Source organism: Pseudomonas sp. COR18 (genome assembly GCF_048568395.1).
Lineage (GTDB): Bacteria > Pseudomonadota > Gammaproteobacteria > Pseudomonadales > Pseudomonadaceae > Aquipseudomonas > Aquipseudomonas fuscovaginae_B.
Genome location: NZ_CP183808.1, coordinates 4,738,353 through 4,756,032, shown reverse-complemented (window position 1 = coordinate 4,756,032; position 17,680 = coordinate 4,738,353). Strand labels below are relative to the sequence as shown.

The window sequence follows — 17,680 nt, the reverse complement described above, 5'->3', positions numbered from 1 at the left end:
CCCGTCAGGGAGCCAAGCCGTAGGTAATAAACCGAGTGGTCCGGTGGTATCCCAACCGCAGATAAACCGGGAGTCCCGCATCAGTGGCATGCAATGTGGTACGCCGTAACCCGGTCGCCTCATGGGCCGCCTGCAGGGCGTGGCGCACCGTGGCTTCGCCGAAGCCCTGGCGCTGGGCGTCGGGCCGGGTCGCGACCAGGGCCACGTAGAGCTGCCCCCGGTTGACGATGGCCGCTGCCGTCGACACCGGCCGGCCGTCCTGGTAGCCGATGAACGCAAAGGCCTCCTGCTTCCAGAAATTCGAGCCTGCCAGCCCCGCGCGCCCGGCGTCGAGGGGGGAGCCGTAACCTTCACTGTTGATATCGGCGTAATGCTGCAAAGCGACTTCATCCCGGACCCGCTCGAAGGTCAGCAGCGGGTGCCCTGCCGATTGCTCGAATGGCAGGAGGTCACCCACCATGCCCATGATGTCCAGGGCAAAGGACAATCGCTCCTCAGCGGCAATCGATTCCAGCGCCTGGCGGGCCGAACCGCCCAGGTAATCCTCGCAGACATACACCAGGCCGTCCTGGCGCCGGGCACGCAGGTAGGCGGCCCCGGCCCGCAGGCGCTCGCGCAACAGCTGTTCGTCAGTAATTTGCTCGTTGAGAAATACCGCGTTCCAGAACGAAAAAGGGCTGTCGGCCCAGCACAGCGATAGCCCTGGCTGCTCCGACAGGTCGGCGCCACAACGGTCGCCGGCCAGCACTTTCCACATGAAGATGTATTGTTCGACAGACTCAATGGCTTCGGGCACGCTCATCTGGTTACCTGCAAGAAAGGTGAATACCCATCAGCTTAGACGGGCTATCAGGACGGGCCCGTAAGGGAGGCGGGCTCCACCAGGCGAGCCCGGCATACCCCTGCGTTACCGGCCTGGAGACGGGCTCAGGCATTCCCCCCCAACGCCTGCAACCGCCGATACAACGTCCGCTCACTCATCCCCAACTCCTTCGCCAGCTCACTGCGCGAGCCTTCGAATACCTCCAGCGCATGGGCCAGTTGCTCCAGGTCCCTGCGCCCCCGACGACGGGTCGGCACGAGAGCCACGGGAGTCTCGTTGCGCAGTTCCGCCGGCAGGTCCTGTACCCGAATCACTCCATCGTCGGTAAACAACCGCGCCCGTTCCAGCACATTGCGCAACTCGCGGATGTTCCCCGGCCAGGCATACAGGGTCAGGGCCCGCAGCGCCTGCGGATCGATACGCGGCACCGCGCCTGGGGCCAGGCGCTGCAACAGGCTGTCGATCAACAGCGGCAGGTCATCTCTGCGCTCACGCAAGGCCGGCAGGCGGATCGGGAAGGCACTGATGCGATAGAACAGGTCCTGGCGGAAACTGCCGGCCGCCACCATGTCCTTGAGCGGCTTGTGGGTGGCGCAGACCAGGCGGAAGTCCGAATGCACGGTGCGCAGGCTGCCCACCGGGCGGAAGCTGCCGGACTCGATCAGCCGCAGCAGCTTGACCTGCATCACCAACGGCACCTCGCCGATCTCGTCGAGGAACAGCGTGCCGCCGTGGGCCGCTTCGGCCAGGCCGATCTTGCGCTGCAGGGCGCCGGTAAAGGCGCCCTTCTCGTAACCGAACAGTTCGCTCTCCAACAGGGTTTCGGTCAGGCCGGTGCAGTCGACCACCACCAGTGGGCCGCCAGCCCGCGGGCTGCCCTCGTGCAAGGCCCGGGCGAAGAGCTCCTTGCCGGTGCCCGATTCACCCTGCAACAACACCGGAATCGGCGACGGCGCCGCCCGCTGCAGTGCGGTCAGTGCCTCCTTGAACGCCACCGAGCGCCCCACCAGGCCCTGATGCTGGGGCTGCGCCGCCGCCACCGCGACGCTGTTCAGCCGTTCGACATAACCCACCACTTCGCCCTGGCGACCGAGCAACGGGCGCAGTTCCACGTCGACATGCTCCGGTCCGCGCGGCGTGTGATGGATGTGCAACACCCGTTCGGGCAGGCGCGTATCGAAGGCCTTGCGCATCGGGCAGTGCTCACCGGCCTGGTCGCAGGGCACGGCGAACTGGTGGGACACCCGGTAGCACTTGGCGCCGACATGGGGCCGGCCCGCGACGCCGAACTGGCGCTGGTAGGCGGTGTTGGCCGCGACGATGTTGTAGTCGGTGTCGAGGACGATGGTCGGCTGAACGTCGTGTTCGAGGTAGGACACCAGCGCCTGCATGTCCGGCTGGGAGAGATCGGTGGCAATCAGGTTCATGGCGACTCCGGGGCGAAGGCCGCAGCTTAATACAGCTCGCGCGCATCTGCCATTTCACTGCCACTGACTGCCATTATTTCCGCCATTTCTGCCAGACTGACTTTCAGATCCAGAAAAGTCCGTCAATCGCGCTGATAAAGGTCAATAAACCGTAGGAAAAATGCACCACAGCCCGTTGGCATGCTTATTGAAATCCTCGACGAACAAGGGATGGCCCGACAACCTCGGCCGCCGCCCCTCTTTGCCTGGAGTACGCAATGAACATCGGCGACAAGCTGACCGTAGAAGCCTTCTTCGATCCCAACACCTGGACCATCAGTTACCTGGTGCTGGATCGCGATACCCGCTGCTGTGCGCTGATCGACAGCGTGCTCGACTACGACCCCAAGTCCGGCCGCACCCGCACCGAATCCGCCGACCGCCTGCTGGCACGCATCCGCGAGCTGGATGCGAAAGTGGAGTGGATCCTGGAGACCCACGTGCATGCCGATCACCTGTCGGCGGCGGCTTACCTCAAGCAACAGTTGGGCGCCAAGGTGGCAATCGGCAGCCATATCACCGAAGTGCAACAGGTGTTCGGCGAGCTGTTCAACGAGGGCAGCGCGTTCCGTCGCGACGGCAGCCAGTTCGACGTGCTGCTGGCCGACAATGGCGAGTTCGCCATCGGCCACCTGCGCGCCACCGCCCTGCACACCCCGGGACACACCCCGGCGTGCATGAGCTACCTGATTCATGACGGGGACGAGATCGTCGCCTTCGTCGGCGACACCCTGTTCATGCCCGACTACGGCACCGCCCGCTGCGACTTCCCCGGTGCCGACGCGCGCACCCTGTACCGCTCGATCCAGGGCCTGCTGGCGCTGCCGCCGCAGACCCGGCTGTTCATGTGCCACGACTACCTGCCAGGCGGGCGCGAACTGCAATACATGACCACCGTGGCCGAACAGCGTGCGCGCAATATCCACATCCACGACGGCATCGACGAGGACACCTTCGTCAACATGCGCGAAGCCCGTGACGCCACCCTCGACATGCCGGTGCTGATGCTGCCCTCGGTGCAGGTGAACATGCGCAGCGGCCAGTTGCCCGAGCCGGAAGACAACGGCGTGCGCTACCTGAAAATCCCGCTGAACGCCATTTGAGCCAGGATCCGACCTCATGAATTCGAACAGCAGCAACGCCCCGGTCCAGCACCAGGTCCTGATCATCGGCGCCGGCGCCGCCGGCATCGCCACCGCCGCCAGCCTGCTGGCCCGCGCCCCCGGCCTGGATATCGCGATCATCGACCCGGCCGACACCCACTATTACCAGCCGGGCTGGACCCTGGTCGGTGCCGGGGTATTCAGCCCCGAGTCGACCGCCCGCCCACTGGCCTCACTGATCCCCCGTGGCGTGCAATGGATCAAGGCCGCGGTCAGCGCCTTCGAACCGGATGCCAACTGCGTGGTGCTGGCCGACCAGCGTCGCATCGGCTACCGGCAACTGGTGGTCTGCCCCGGCCTGAAACTGAACTGGGGCGCCATCGACGGCCTGGAGGACACCCTCGGGCGCAACGGCGTGACCTCCAACTACCGCTACGACCTGGCACCCTACACCTGGAAACAGGTGCAGGCGCTCAAGGAAGGCCAGGCGCTGTTCTGCCAGCCACCGATGCCGATCAAGTGCGCCGGGGCGCCGCAGAAGGCGCTGTACCTGTCCTGTGACCACTGGTTGAAAAATGGCCGACAGGGCCAGGTCAAGGCCAGTTTTCTCAACGCCGGCGCGGTGCTGTTCGGGGTTCCCGACTATGTGCCGGCGCTGATGGAATACATCGACAAGTACGCCGTGGACCTGCAGTTCGGCCATAACCTGATTGCCGTGGACGGCCCGGCCAGACAGGCGACCTTCGCCCGCACCCTGGCGGACGGCAGCCGGGAGACCGTGGTGCGCGCCTTCGACCTGCTGCACGTGGTGCCGCCACAGATCGCCCCGGACTTCATCCGCAGCAGCCCGCTGGCCGATGCCGCCGGCTGGGTCGATGTCGACCCGGCCAGCCTGCGCCATCGCCGGTTCGCCAACATCCACGGCCTGGGTGACGTCACCAACACCAGCAACGCCAAGACCGCCGCGGCGGCGCGCAAGCAGGCACCGGTGGTGGCGAACAACGTGCTGGTGGCCCTGGGACGGCTGACCCGCGCGGCGGTCTATGACGGTTATGGCTCCTGCCCACTCACCGTTGAGCGCGGCAAGATCGTCCTGGCCGAGTTCACCTACGGCGGCAAGCTGGCGCCGACCTTCGCCCCCTGGCTGCTCGACGGCCGTCGGCCGACCCGCCTGGCCTGGTGGCTGAAGGAACGGCTGCTGCCGCCGCTGTACTGGCGCGGCATGCTCAAGGGCCACGAATGGCTGGCCCGACCGACCCTGCAAGCGGACAAGCCGGCGGTATGAACGAACATCTCTTGCTGGGCAGCGGGTTCGGCGTATTGATCGGTGCCATCCTCGCCCTGACCGGTGCAGGGGGTGGCATTCTGGCGGTGCCGCTGCTGGTGTTCGGCCTGGGTCTGTCGATGGTCCAGGCCGCTCCTATCGGCCTGCTCGCGGTGGGCCTGGCGGCAGCGATCGGTGCCCTGCTCGGCCTGCGCCAGGGTATCGTGCGTTATCGCGCCGCCGGCTTTATCGCCGGGATCGGCATCCTGCTCACGCCGGTCGGGCTGTGGCTGGCCCATCGGCTGCCGAACGAGCCGCTGGCGCTGGGCTTCGCCGCCGTGATGGTCTACGCCTGCGCGCGGATCTTCAACAAGGCCCGCCACGAACTCAGGCACGGCCAGCCGGCACCGCGCGCCGAGTTCCTGCCCTGCGTACTCAACCCGTTGCAGGGCCGCCTGCGCTGGACCCTGCCCTGCGCCCGGGCACTGACCGTCACCGGGGTGGTGTCAGGGCTGCTCTCCGGGTTGCTCGGGGTCGGCGGCGGCTTCGTCATCATTCCGGCGCTGACCCGCTACACCAACCTGGACAGCAGGAGCATCGTCGCCACCTCCCTGGCGGTGATCGCCCTGGTGTCCACCGCCAGCGTGGTCACGGCGACGCTCTCGGGCGTGATGCACTGGTCGGTCGGCGCGCCGTTTGCCGGTGGCGCGGTGCTGGGCCTGGTGCTCGGACGCCAGGTTGCCGGTCGCCTGGCCGGGCCACGCCTGCAACAGTTGTTCGCGGTGGTCGGCGTGACGGCCGCACTGCTGCTCGCCAGCCGTGCGCTGGGGTTGTCACTCTAGGCGTTGCAGGCTTCCAGATAACCGCATCCCAACACCTCATGCAGGCGCCGACCGTCGCTCAAGCGGCGGAAGAATCCCGGCGAACGCCACGGCGCGCGGCCATCGACATTCGGTGCGCCGCGGCCGGCCAGCACGTCGTCGATCCATACCGTGCGGGTCTCGAAGGAGATCCGCGTCAGCTCGGTGTGATTGGGCACGCCGGCATGGGCGTGAGCGCCGGAGAACGCCAGCAGGCTGCCAGGGTCGATCACCACCGGCACCGCCACTTCATCCTCGATGGATTCCAGCAGGTGGGGAATCGCCTGGTCGGCATTCACCGAGTTGCGGCCGTCACGGTGCGAGCGCTCCAGCACCCGGCTGAGATCGAAGTCGGCGCTGCTGTTGGCCAGGGCCCGCTGCCAGAGCTGTGGATAGATGGCGAAGGTCCGCCCGGCACTGATCGGGTAGATCGGCGCCCACCAGTTGGTCTGGGCGTAGAGGTTCGAACCCCAGGTGTCACGGTGGAAAGCGATGGTCGCCGTGGCGCGGTCCCGCGGCGCCGCCTCACCGGGTGGATGCGGCGGCTGGAAGCGTAGGTGCAGGCGGTCGCAGGCAATGCCGGCGGCGGCCAGGCCGAGGCTGTCGAGCACCTGTGACCAGTGGTGCTGGATGCCGTCGTGCCGATGGAACAGCGTCTGCAGGCGGGTGAAGCACTGCGCCTGCTGGACGTAGTTCAAGTACTGATGAACCCGGGTCGGCTCGAAGGGGTACAGCGCCTCTTCCAGCAGGCGACGGGCCGTCTCGACCAGTACCTGCATGGCCGGCAATGCCAGGGCGAACACCTCTCCGGCGTAGATCCGCGAGTGAAACGCCTCAGGCATGGCCGGTGGCTGCAACTGGCTGTACATCCGATAGCGCTCCCCATCAGGCGGATACAAGTTCCCGCACTCTAGAACAGGCGCACGCGGCGGCAACAGGTTCAGTGGCGCAAAAAAACCACCGTACAGCCGGTCACTCGGTGGGCATCTTGCGGAAACCCACCGCCAGGCGGTTCCAGCTGTTGATGGTGTTGATCGCCAGGGTCAGGTTGACCTGCTCGGCCGGCGTGAACTCGGCGTTGAGCAGAGCATAGTCTTCGTCCGGGGCGTGGGTTTCGGATACCCGGGTCAGTGCTTCGGTCCACGCCAGGGCCGCGCGCTCGCGGGCACTGAAGAACGGCGTTTCACGCCAGGCCGAGAGGGTGTACAGGCGCCGCTCGGTTTCACCGGCCTTGCGCGCATCGGCGCTGTGCATGTCCAGGCAGAAGGCGCAGCCGTTGATCTGCGAGGTGCGCATCTTCACCAGTTCCAGCAGGGATTTTTCCAGCGGCAGTTTGTTCACCGCGCCTTCCAGCGCCATCATGGCTTTCATGGCATCCGGGGAAGCGGTGTAGAAGTCGATACGAGGTTGCATGGCAGTTTTCCTCAGGAGGTTGGCGATGGCGCTACGTTAAGCCCGACAGGCTCCAGGCCAAATAGCCAATTCCGGGCAAGATCGGTAAGCCAATCGACCGGTACTGCCATGGGCCGGGGCCACAGGCTAAACTGCGGACTGACAGGCACCACCCCCTCCCTCCAGCGAGCCCACATGGAACTGCACATCACCCTCGAGGGTCGTCGCGACCTGGCCAGGCAGATCACCGATCAACTGCGCAACGCCATCACCAGCGGAAAACTGGCGGCCGGCACGCAACTGCCACCCACCCGCCTGCTGGCCGAGCAACTGGGGGTGTCACGCAAAACCGTGGCCGATGCCTACGCGCAACTGACCTACGACAACCTGCTGGTCGGCCGGGTCGGCGCCGGGACCTTCGTCAACTCGCATACGCCCCAGGAACGCACCCCGGCCCGGAGCGAGGAGCTGGCCGGTGCGGCAGTGGTACGCCAATGGCGCGAGGCCTCGGTACCGCTGCATCATCCGCTTGGCACCCTGCGCTACGACTACCTCGGCGGGGCCACCAGCAAGCACCAGTTCCCCCATGACGAATGGCGTCGCTGCGTGCTCTTTGCCCTGCGCCAGACCGCCCAGGCCCGTGGCCTGTACAGCCAGCCGGAGGGCATCCCAATGCTGCGCGAGGCGGTGGCCCGGCATATCGGCTTTGCTCGCGGCGTGCGCTGCAACGCCACCGACCTCTTGATAACCAATGGCGCCCAGCAGGCCCTGGACCTGGTCGCGCGGGTGCTGGTGGAGCCCGGCTGCACCGTCGCCGTCGAGGACCCCGGCTACCCGCCGGCGCGATTGCTGTTCGCCGCCCAGGGCGCGCGGGTGGTCGGCGTACCGGTGGATGCGCAGGGCATCCGGGTCGACCGGATTCCCGAGGGCACGCGGCTGATCTACGTGACCCCGGCGCACCAGTTCCCCCTCGGCATGCCGATGAGCCTGGAGCGGCGTCAGGCCCTGCTGGAACGGGCCAGGGAACTGGGCGCGATCGTCATCGAGGACGACTACGACTGCGAATTCCGCTACGAAGGACGGCCCACCGACTGCCTGCAGAGCCTCGACCGGCATGGCCTGGTGGCCTATGTCGGGACCTTCTCCAAGACCCTGCTGCCAGAGCTGCGCCTGGGCTACCTGGTGGCACCGCCGGGGTTGCTCAAGGCATTGATCTCGGCCAAGCAGCTGACCGACTGGCACACCGCGACCCTGGCCCAGTGGGCCCTGGCCAAGTTCATCAACGATGGCTGCCTGGTCAAGCATATCCGCCGCTGCCACCAGGCCTACGCCAGCCGCCGCGAGAAGCTGATCAAACGGCTGGACGGCGACCTGTCGCCCTGGTTCGAACGCATCCACTCCACCGCCGGCTACCATATGGCGGTCCTCGATCGCGGCACGGTGGACATCGCGCAACTGATCGAGCTGGCGAAACGCTTCGAGGTCGGCCTCTACCCCCTGGCGCCCTTCTACCACAGCACGCCGCCACGCACCGGCCTGCTGATGGGCTACGGCTCGATCGAGACCCTGGACATCCAGCCGTCCCTGGACCGGGTACTCGGACTGCTTCGCCAACTATGCTCTGAGAATTGAAAACGGCTATGCAGGCGGCGCTCCAGCTACAGCCGGAGCAATAACCTGATGGATCACCTCACTCAGCCGGTTTCGGAAGAGATTGAAGCTATCCATCTCGATCCGGTGAGGGTCCACTTCACCATTACGTATCGCATCATTGATATCAGCGGCCGACGATAAACCGTTGCGCACCCGTTCAAGCTGAGATTTGAGCGAATCTGGAGAGTCATCATTACCCGATGCCTGTTCCAGCGCCGCGCAATGCTGATAGTTAGGTTCCCGAAATGCGCATAACAACCAGGCTTCCGACTTGGGCTTGGGCAACATAGGAACACCCAGTGATGAGCCACCCGCTTCAAAACCCTTGATCATGGATTGCCATTTTGCCGACCACTCTCCTCGATCTGAAGACTGCGTACCATCAGCATCTCGAAACAAAACCGGGACGACCACGTCACTGCTTTCCTGAGCCAGAGCAACAGCCTTGAGTGCAAGCCGCCGAGCATTTTCGTAGTAATAGCCCGTCTCTTTGGATCTACCCTTGCCTGGCGCCGAGAACCGGCGACCATGATGCTTGGGTTCCACGGCAACCAGTTGAGACTTATGGATGAACTGCACACCTTGGTAGTCGAACAATGAATACCCCATCAGTCTCTCGATCAGCAGATCCAGAATCAGACACATCGGCCCTGGGGAAAACTCGAACCCTTCTTCACCGGGAGACTGACGACCTATATCCGATGGCCCTTCTCCACTGACCAGAAGCAACATCCCTACTACCTCGCGACCAAACGCCCGATTTCCTGAGGCAGACGCACCAGATCGGTATCAACAAATACCTCTCCAGGCCCCATGACAGTGAGCTTTTCCGCCACAGAGGGAATGGAAAAGAAAGGGATAGTCCGCGTTCTGCCGTCGTCAGTCTTATAGATAAACCGGACCCCTTCGCGGGCAACATCATCTTCGAGATAATTGAGAATCATCGGGCTATGGGTAGTGACCATGACCTGCCGATCAATGCTTACCAGATAATCCAGCAAAAACTCGATCAGTTCCGGATTTATACCGTTCTCTACTTCGTCAAACAGCATAAAACCGTGACTGGACAAAGTTTCGGCCAGTATCGCCATCAAACGCAGCATGCCGTCGTTCATGTGCCGGGCGTGAGTGCTGAATGTTCCAGTGCTGTAGGTTTCCTGTATAGCCAGGGACTTCCAGCCAGAGTTCAAGGACTTGAGCTCAATTGACTGAAGTTTCGGATAGTTTTTCTTCAACATTGTCAGCAGGGAGTCCAGTTCGCTGGGCGCCAACTGATGGATGAACGCGGAAAGTTTCTCTCCAGCAAATCCCAGGTCACCGTCGCTTCCTCGTGCCTGTTTGCGCAGATACTGGGGAGACAACGCATCCAGAGAGGTGATGGTAGAAACGAACTTCTTGAGCTTCAGGATTGCCGAGGGCAAGCTGGTCTCCTTCAGAGCGGAAAGGACCGACCCCTGGTATTCGAAATTGATCGACCCACTGCTACCAGTCGCTGTATTGCCCTTTTTCTCGTGGGTAGACAAGCGCCCATCCTCAACCAAGAGAAGGGTTTCATCGATTTGCCATAACTCTTCTGTGCAGCGTAGAAAGGTGCGGTTAAAACTTGCTTTCCACAGCGCACGTTCACCATCGACTTCAAAAACGACCTCAAATTTTATGTTGCTACTCTTGCTCAACTTGGATTTCAGGTCGATCGGTTTCCACTCGCGCTTTTTCAGCCAGCCGGATAAGTCTCCCCTGATTTGTTGAGAGAGGAAATCCAGTGCCTGCAGGATCGTTGACTTTCCAGCACCGTTCAGCCCGATCAAGCAAGTGAAATTCGCCAAATCCATCTCAAAGCCGACAAGGGATTTGAAATTATCTATCTTGAACTCACAGAGGCGTATGCCCTCTTCCGCTGGCTGCCCGATCCGGGATCGTTCACCACCGATTTCGCGCTTACCCATCATGATTGTTCCTTGATCTGATATCGCAGCAAAAAGGGAACCAATATAGGTCAGCATGGCTGACCACTCAAGTTGCAGGGCTTTCGCAAGACAGCCGCTCCTGGCAATAGCTGATACGGCGCAATTGCCAGCGCCGGGTGCACACCGCTAGAATGCGATCAATTCTTAATTACATTCATGCAGGATGCCGCCCTGCGAGCAGTCGGTGCCATGTCGTCAGCCCCTCACCCGCATATTCATACGCTCTACAGCGAGCATCACGGCTGGCTGCATGGCTGGCTCCAGCGCAAGCTGGGTAACAGCTGCGATGCCGCGGACCTGGCCCACGACACCTTCCTGCGCCTGCTCAGCCGCCCTGCCGCACGCTCGCTGGGCAGCGAGCCGCGGGCCTTGCTGACGCACATCGCCAAAGGCCTGGTGATCGATCGCTGGCGCCGCCAGGAAGTCGAGCGGGCCTATCTGGAGACCATCGCCCACCTGCCAACCCAGGAGGTGCCCTCGCCGGAAACCCGCCTGCTGATCCTCGAGACCCTGTGGCGGATCGAGGCACTGCTGCGGGAAATGCCGCGCAAGACCCGTGAGGCGTTCCTGCTGTCGCAGATCGAGGGCCTGACCTACGGGCAGATCGCCGAGCGCCTGGGCGTCTCGCTGATCAGCGTCAAGCGCTACATGCGCGATGCGTTCATCGCCTGCCTGAGCGTCGCCTGATGAGCCAGGCGCCGATCAACCCGCATATCCTCGGCGAGGCGGCCGACTGGCTGGTGCAGTTGCACTCCGGTACGGCAACGGCGGCCGATCGCCTGGCCATCGAGCAGTGGCGCCAGCGCAGTGCCGAGCATGCCCAGGCCTGGCAACGGGCCGAGGCGGTACTGGGCGACTTTCGCAACGTGCCGGCCGGGATCGTCAGGGACACCCTCAAGCACGTCGAGCGCCAGCAGGGCCTTGGTCGTCGCCAGGTGCTGAACCGCATCGGCCTGTTACTGCTGGCCGCCCCCATCGGCGTGGCCTGGCAACGTGGCACTTGGGAGCAGTGGACCGCCGACCAGCGCACCGCCGTCGGCGAGCAGAAAACCCTGACCCTGGCCGATGGCAGCCAGGTGCTGCTCAATACCGACAGTTCACTGGATATCGCCTTCAGCAGCCAGGAACGTCGGCTGATCCTGCTGAGCGGCGAGATCCTGGTCAGCACCGCCCGCGACCCGGCGCCCACCCATCGCCCCTTCATCGTCGAGACCCCGCAGGGAACCGCGCGGGCACTGGGCACCCGTTTCAACGTCAGGATCGACGGGCAGCGCAGCGAGGTTGCGGTGCTCGAAGGAGCGGTGGAATTGAAGACCCAGGTCGGCGGGCCCGGTTCGACGTTGCAGGTCGGGCAACGGGCAGGCCTGCAGCACAGCCGTATCGAACCGCTGGAGAACTTCGATATCGCCAGCCTCACCTGGGACCGCGGCATGCTGCTGGCGCGCAACATGCGCCTGGCGCAGGTGCTGCAGGAACTGGGGCGTTACCGGCCGGGCGTATTGCGCTGCCAGTCGGCGGTGGCCGAGTTGCGGGTATCCGGGGCATTTTCGTTGAAGGACACCGATTCGAGCCTGCAATTGCTGCAGAACACCCTGCCCTTGAAGGTCAGCCGGTTGACCCGGTACTGGGTGTCGGTCGAGGGCCGGGCCTGATCTGTAGAGTCCCTTCGCGGACAGAACAGCCTCCGCTCCTCCCCAGAAAAAATCTCCCCTGAACTGATACCTTTTCCACTCTCGTCCGGTGTGTGGATAACCCCTTGCGTTTCCACGCTTCCGACAGGACTGTTCGATGACCTCCAGGCACCACCCGCTGACACCCCGCCTGCCGCTGCAGGCGCTGACCCTGGCCCTCGGCCTGACGCTCGGTGTCACCCTGCCCTCCGCCAGCCACGCCGCTGAAGTCGCCGCCGAAAATACCGTGCGCCCCTACGCCATCGCCCCCGGCCCACTGCACCAGGTGCTGGCGCAGTTCGCCGTCAGCGCCGGCGTACCGCTGTCGTTCGACCCGGCGCTGCTGGGCAACCGCCAGAGCCCCGGACTCAACGGCAGCTACGGCGTGCTCGAAGGCTTCCAGCACCTGCTGCAAGGCAGCGGCTTCGATCTGATCAGCAGCGGCGGCAACGGCTACACCCTCGCTCCCCATGTCGAGGCCAATGGCGCCCTGGAACTGGGTGCGACCAACATCAGCGGCCAGTCCGCCGAAGACGCCGATATCTACAGCGGTGGCCAGGTGGCCCGCAGCGCCCGCCTGGGGATGCTCGGCACCCAGTCGATGCAGGACGTGCCCTTCAGCGTCACCAGCTACACCGCGCAGACCCTGCGTGACCAACAGGCACAGACCGTCGGCGATGTGCTGCTCAACGACGCCTCGGTGCGTCAGTCCGCAGGCTTCGGCAACTTCTCCCAGGTGTTCATGATCCGCGGCCTGCCGCTCAACGGCGACGATATCTCCTATAACGGCCTGTACGGCGTTCTGCCCCGGCAGATCATCGCCACCGAGGCGCTGGAACGGGTCGAGCTGTTCAAGGGCCCGAACGCCTTCATCAATGGCGTCACCCCCGGAGGTAGCGGTATCGGCGGCGGGGTCAACCTGCAGCCCAAACGCGCCGGGGACACCCAGACCCGCAGCGTCACCCTCGATGCCGGTGGCTCGGGGCGTGCCGGTGCGCATGTCGACCTGGGCCAGCGCTTCGGTGAGGACAACCGTTTCGGCGCGCGCCTGAACCTGTTGCAACGCGAGGGCGATTCCGGGATCGACGACGAAGACCGACGCTCGACCCTCGCCACCCTCGGCCTGGACTATCGCGGCGAACGCCTGCGGCTGTCGGCGGATATCGGCTACCAGAAGCAGGTGATCAACCAGGGCCGGCCGGTGATCTACCTCGACTCCAGCCTGAACAAGGTACCCCACGCGCCGTCGGCCAAGGACAACTACGCCCAGTCCTGGAGTTATTCACAATTGGAAGACACCTTCGGCATGGCCCGTGCCGAATATGACTTCAACGACAACTGGACCGGCTACGTCGCCGGTGGCGCCAAGTACACCCGGGAGAACGGCGTGTACTCCTCGCTGACCCTCACCGACACCACCGGCAACGCCCGCGGCGGTATGCTCTACGCGCCCCACACCGAGGACAACCGGAGCCTGATGGCCGGGCTCAACGGCCGCCTGCAGACCGGCCCGGTCAGTCATCAACTGAGCTTCGGCCTGGCCGGGATGTGGGGTGAACAACGCTCGGCCTATGAGAACATCGCCAGCGCCGGGCGCTACTACAACAACATCTACGATGCGGTGCCACGTCCCCGGCCGGTGGCGACCTCATTCGGCAGCGACATCCACGATCCGCGGGTGGTCGGCAGGAACCAGATCCGCAGCACGGCGGTGGCCGACACCCTGGGTTTTCTCGATGACCGCGTGCTGTTGACCGTCGGGGCGCGCCGCCAGTCCATCGTGGTCAATGGCTGGAACACCGTCACCGGCGTGCATAACGCCAGCTACGACGAGTCGATCACGACACCGGTCTATGGGCTGGTGATCAAACCCTGGGAACATGTGTCGTTCTACGCCAACCGTATCGAAGGCCTGGCCAAGGGGCCGTCAGCCCCCACTACCGCGATCAACAGCACCGAGACCTTTGCGCCGGTGCGCAGCAAACAGGTCGAGGCAGGTGTGCGCCTGGACATGGACAGCTACGGTGGCAGCCTCGGCGTCTATCGCATCGAACAGCCGTCCAGCTACACCGGTTCCGACCGGATCTTCCGGGTCGAGGGTGAGCAGATCAACAAGGGCGTCGAACTGAACCTGTTCGGCGAACCGCTGCCGGGCCTGCGCCTGCTGGGCGGTGCAACGGTGATGAAAACCGAGCTGACCGGCACCCTCAACGGCACCAACGATGGCAACCGCGCGATCGGCGTGCCGAGCTTCCAGTTCAACCTGGGCGCCGACTGGGACGTACCGGGTATCGAGGGCGCGGCTCTGAGCGCACGGATGCTGCGCACCGGCGGGCAGTATGCGAACGCCAGCAACACACTGAGCCTGCCGAGCTGGAACCGTTTCGACCTGGGCTCGCGCTATCGCTTCAAGCTGGATGAGAAGGAAGTCACCCTGCGGGCCAACCTGGAGAACGTGGCCAATACCGCCTACTGGGCTTCGGCCAACGGCGGGTACCTGACCCAGGGGACGCCGCGAACCCTGAAAGTCTCGGCGACGGTGGATTTCTGATCGAGCGTGGGGCCTTGGTGCCTGTGCTGGCCTCTTCGCGAGCAAGCTCTGCTCCTACAGTTCGTGGATGCCCACAAATCATGTGGACAACTCGGTACTGTAGGAGCAGAGCTTGCTCGCGAAGAGGCCGGTACAGACAGCACCTAACCCTGCCCTCCCCGGCTACGCAGCCACTGCATGAACCCGCGCTTGACCTCCGGCTTGGGCACCTCGCGGGTAAAGTTCTGCGCCGCATGCAGGCGGTGATCGAGCAGGCTGCGCATCGCCTCGCCGATATCATGCCGGGCATCCAGGCACGGCTTGAGGTATTCCTTCTCGATCCGGTACAGCAGGCAATCGGTCTTGGCCGTGAAGTCCGCCGGCATCCCCTGCTCGGCGAGGATCCCGGCTTCGCCGATCACCTCCCCCGGCCCCATCCGCGCCGCCTCCACGGGCTTGTCGCCGCGCAACAGCGTCACCGACACCACGCCCGACTCGATAATGAACAGATGGTCGCTGACCTCGCCCCGCGGCAGAATCACGCTGCCCGCGCGAAACAGCTGCGCGACCATGTTCTGACTGAAGGTCTCCTTCTCCTCGGAACGCAGCGTCGAGAAGATCGGCGAACTTTCCAGCAGCGCCCGCGGGCGCGACGTCGAACTCGGCAAGGCACTCTCCACCGTGGACAGCAGGCTTACCCCCGACGCCTGCAAATGGCGGAACGCCAGGTCGAACAGCTGATTGCGCACCTCGCGCTTGAGCCCCATGGCGCTGACGAAACCGCTGATTTCGTATTCGACGCCAGTCGCACTGGAACTCTTGAGCGCCACGCTCGGCGCCGGCGTCGTCAACAGCGCCCGACAGCCGAGCACCGCCCGCTCCAGGGCGTCGATCACCACATGGGGCCGCACATGCGGGCTGACCTGCAGGCTGATGGCCAGGCCGTGCACATCGCTGGGCCGGCTGAAGTTGATGATCCGCGCTTTCGCCGCCAGGGAGTTGGGCACCACCGCCAGGCTGCCCTGGGAGGTCTGCAGGCGGGTGGCACGCCAGTCGATATCGACCACCCGACCCTCGGTGCCGTCGATGGAGATCCAGTCATCGACCTGGTAGGGCTTGGTGGTGTTGAGCACGATGCCGGAAAACACGTCGCTGAGGGTGCTCTGCAACGCCAGGCCGACGATGATCGCGAACGCCCCGGAGGTCGCCAGCACGCCCTTGACCGGCAGATCGAGCACATAGGCCGCCGCCGCGATGATCGCGATCAGGAAGATGATCGCCCCCAGCACGTCCTGCAGCAGTCGCCCGGCATGCCCGACCCGCTGCATCATCACCGTGCCGACCAGTACCGTCAGGGTCCGTGCACCGAACAGCCACCAGCCGATCTGCAGGCCGGTGGCGGCCAGGTGCCGGGAGATATCCTCGGGCCAGGGCGCGATCTGCATCGGGTTCATGCCTTCGTTGAACAGCACCAGGCTGTACAGCGAAAACACGGTCAGGCGCACCACCAGCTTCCAGTTGCTGCTGCGCGTGCCGAGCAGGCGCCACAGCAACAGGTCGATCACCAGCAGGAACAGCGCGCACAGCAGCGGGTGTTCGGACAGCAGGGGGTGTTGGGTGAACAGGTCAGGCATCGCACGGCTCCGGAAACAGCTGGACAGCTGCAGGTGCCAAGGATAGCCCGCTTTCACCCACGGCTCACAGCCTGCCTTCAGTCATCCATGCGGCCGAAACGACCGCTGTGGAAATCGACGAAGGCCTGGTGGATTTCCGCCTCGGTGTTCATCACGAACGGGCCGTGGCCGACGATCGGTTCGTCGATCGGCTCGCCGCTGAGCAACAGCAGCATGGCGTCGGCATCGGCCTGCAGTTGCAGGCGTTCGCCGGCCTGTTCGAGCACCACCAGTTGCCCGGCGCCCGCCTGCGCCTCGCCGTTGACCTGCACACTGCCGCGCAGCAGCACCAGCACCGTGTTGTGGCCGGCGTGCAGGTCGAGATTCAGCACCTTGCCGCCCGCCAGGCGAATGTCCCAGACATCGATCGGCGTGAAGGTCCGTGCCGGGCCGCGCTGGCCGTCGAACTCACCGGCGATCAGACGCAGGCGACCGGCACCGTCCCCGAGGGCGATGTTCGGAATATCGCGGTCGAGGATGCCCTGGTAGCCGGCCGGTGCCGACTTGTCGCGCGCCGGCAGGTTGACCCAGAGCTGGACCATTTCCAGCCGGCCGCCACGGCGGGCAAAGGCGTCGGAATGGAACTCCTCGTGAATGATCCCCGCCGCCGCGGTCATCCATTGCACGTCGCCCGGCCCGATGATGCCGCCGGCACCGGTGGAATCGCGGTGCTCGACTTCGCCGTCATAGACGATGGTCACGGTTTCGAAACCGCGGTGGGGGTGCTGACCGACGCCGCGACGTTCGGTGGTCGGGGTGAATTCGGCCGGGCCCGCGTGATCGAGCATCAGGAACGGACTGATCTTCTGGCCGAGGCCATCGTAGGAAAACAGGGTGCGCACCGGAAAACCGTCGCCGACCCAGTGGCCACGCGGGCTGGTGTAGATACCAAGAATCTTTTTCATGGGCGCCTCCATCAAGTCATGGGGCATAGCTTAGATTCGTCACGTTCTTAGCGGTAGTCGGCAAAAATCAACCTCATCGTCCCAACCATGGAACGAACGATTGGGATGCGGATGATGGTCTGATACGTGTGGGCACTTGTGACGCCGGAGCGTCACGGGCGGCATTCCCACGCGGAGCGTGGGAACGATCGGTGTAGGGGCGGAGCGTGGGAGCCATCGGTGCGTGTTGCACGATCGTGATGGAAGACGCTGATGGCGGTGACAGGCAGCTTGGAAGGATTTGCTGACACTTGCCAGGCTGGTAATGCTCGAGGCGCGCCTAGACTCAACTGATCGTTCCCACGCTCTGCGTGGGAATGCAGCCATCGACGCTC

General features: G+C 64.4%; 15 protein-coding genes. 7 read left to right on the top strand and 8 right to left on the bottom strand.

The features are described 5' to 3' along the window. Positions 1 to 4: 4 nt before the first annotated feature. Complete coding sequence (locus tag ACM62G_RS21785) at positions 5 to 802, bottom strand: GNAT family N-acetyltransferase (protein ID WP_419735532.1); 798 nt, start codon at positions 800 to 802, stop codon at positions 5 to 7. Between the two features lie 125 nt (positions 803 to 927). Continuing rightward, positions 928 to 2,250, bottom strand: a complete 1,323-nt coding sequence (locus ACM62G_RS21780) for a sigma-54 interaction domain-containing protein (protein WP_419735531.1) — start codon at positions 2,248 to 2,250, stop codon at positions 928 to 930. 257 nt (positions 2,251 to 2,507) lie between these two features. On the opposite strand from ACM62G_RS21780, the gene ACM62G_RS21775 reads away from it, so the two are divergent. Genes ACM62G_RS21775 through ACM62G_RS21765 form a run of 3 tightly spaced genes read left to right on the top strand, consistent with a single transcriptional unit; the run spans position 2,508 to position 5,498 of the window. Then, positions 2,508 to 3,392, top strand: a complete 885-nt coding sequence (locus ACM62G_RS21775; protein ID WP_419735530.1) for an MBL fold metallo-hydrolase — start codon at positions 2,508 to 2,510, stop codon at positions 3,390 to 3,392. Between the two features lie 16 nt (positions 3,393 to 3,408). Continuing rightward, positions 3,409 to 4,677, top strand: coding sequence for an NAD(P)/FAD-dependent oxidoreductase (locus tag ACM62G_RS21770; RefSeq protein ID WP_419735529.1), 1,269 nt, complete (start codon positions 3,409 to 3,411; stop codon positions 4,675 to 4,677). Next, entirely contained in the window at positions 4,674 to 5,498 is an 825-nt protein-coding gene (locus tag ACM62G_RS21765; RefSeq protein WP_419735528.1) for a sulfite exporter TauE/SafE family protein, read from the top strand. The genes ACM62G_RS21770 and ACM62G_RS21765 overlap by 4 nt, the downstream gene beginning before the upstream one ends. Here the strand turns inward: ACM62G_RS21765 and ACM62G_RS21760 are convergent. Both ACM62G_RS21760 and ACM62G_RS21755 read right to left on the bottom strand, forming a co-directional pair. Next, entirely contained in the window at positions 5,495 to 6,385 is an 891-nt protein-coding gene (locus tag ACM62G_RS21760; RefSeq protein WP_419735527.1) for a hypothetical protein, read from the bottom strand. The two genes, ACM62G_RS21765 and ACM62G_RS21760, sit on opposite strands and share 4 nt — an antisense overlap. 103 nt (positions 6,386 to 6,488) lie before the next feature. Further along, positions 6,489 to 6,929, bottom strand: coding sequence for a carboxymuconolactone decarboxylase family protein (locus ACM62G_RS21755; RefSeq protein WP_054062848.1), 441 nt, complete (start codon positions 6,927 to 6,929; stop codon positions 6,489 to 6,491). 174 nt (positions 6,930 to 7,103) lie between these two features. Between ACM62G_RS21755 and ACM62G_RS21750 the strand changes: the two genes are divergently transcribed. Next, positions 7,104 to 8,540: a PLP-dependent aminotransferase family protein gene (locus ACM62G_RS21750; RefSeq protein WP_419735526.1), complete on the top strand. Its 1,437-nt coding sequence runs from the start codon at positions 7,104 to 7,106 to the stop codon at positions 8,538 to 8,540. A 6-nt stretch (positions 8,541 to 8,546) separates the two neighbouring features. On the opposite strand, the gene ACM62G_RS21745 is transcribed toward ACM62G_RS21750, so the two are convergent. Continuing rightward, positions 8,547 to 9,293, bottom strand: coding sequence for a hypothetical protein (locus ACM62G_RS21745; RefSeq protein ID WP_419735525.1), 747 nt, complete (start codon positions 9,291 to 9,293; stop codon positions 8,547 to 8,549). Between the two features lie 5 nt (positions 9,294 to 9,298). Beyond that, entirely contained in the window at positions 9,299 to 10,564 is a 1,266-nt protein-coding gene (locus ACM62G_RS21740; RefSeq protein WP_419735524.1) for an AAA family ATPase, read from the bottom strand. A 153-nt stretch (positions 10,565 to 10,717) separates the two neighbouring features. Here ACM62G_RS21740 and ACM62G_RS21735 point away from each other — a divergent pair, with 153 nt between their 5' ends. From ACM62G_RS21735 to ACM62G_RS21725, 3 genes are all read left to right on the top strand, one after another. Beyond that, positions 10,718 to 11,215: a sigma-70 family RNA polymerase sigma factor gene (locus tag ACM62G_RS21735; protein WP_054056571.1), complete on the top strand. Its 498-nt coding sequence runs from the start codon at positions 10,718 to 10,720 to the stop codon at positions 11,213 to 11,215. Next, positions 11,215 to 12,180: a FecR domain-containing protein gene (locus ACM62G_RS21730; RefSeq protein WP_419735523.1), complete on the top strand. Its 966-nt coding sequence runs from the start codon at positions 11,215 to 11,217 to the stop codon at positions 12,178 to 12,180. The genes ACM62G_RS21735 and ACM62G_RS21730 overlap by 1 nt, the downstream gene beginning before the upstream one ends. Positions 12,181 to 12,316: 136 nt before the next feature. Beyond that, the gene (locus ACM62G_RS21725; RefSeq protein ID WP_419735522.1) at positions 12,317 to 14,749 is read left to right on the top strand and encodes a TonB-dependent siderophore receptor; all 2,433 of its coding nucleotides are present in this window, start codon (positions 12,317 to 12,319) and stop codon (positions 14,747 to 14,749) included. Between the two features lie 143 nt (positions 14,750 to 14,892). Here ACM62G_RS21725 and ACM62G_RS21720 read toward each other — a convergent pair whose 3' ends face one another. After that, on the bottom strand, positions 14,893 to 16,362 hold the full coding sequence (locus ACM62G_RS21720; RefSeq protein ID WP_419735521.1) for a mechanosensitive ion channel domain-containing protein: 1,470 nt from the start codon (positions 16,360 to 16,362) through the stop codon (positions 14,893 to 14,895). A 77-nt stretch (positions 16,363 to 16,439) separates the two neighbouring features. Next, complete coding sequence (locus ACM62G_RS21715) at positions 16,440 to 17,306, bottom strand: pirin family protein (protein ID WP_273822557.1); 867 nt, start codon at positions 17,304 to 17,306, stop codon at positions 16,440 to 16,442. Between the last annotated feature and the right edge of the window lie 374 nt (positions 17,307 to 17,680).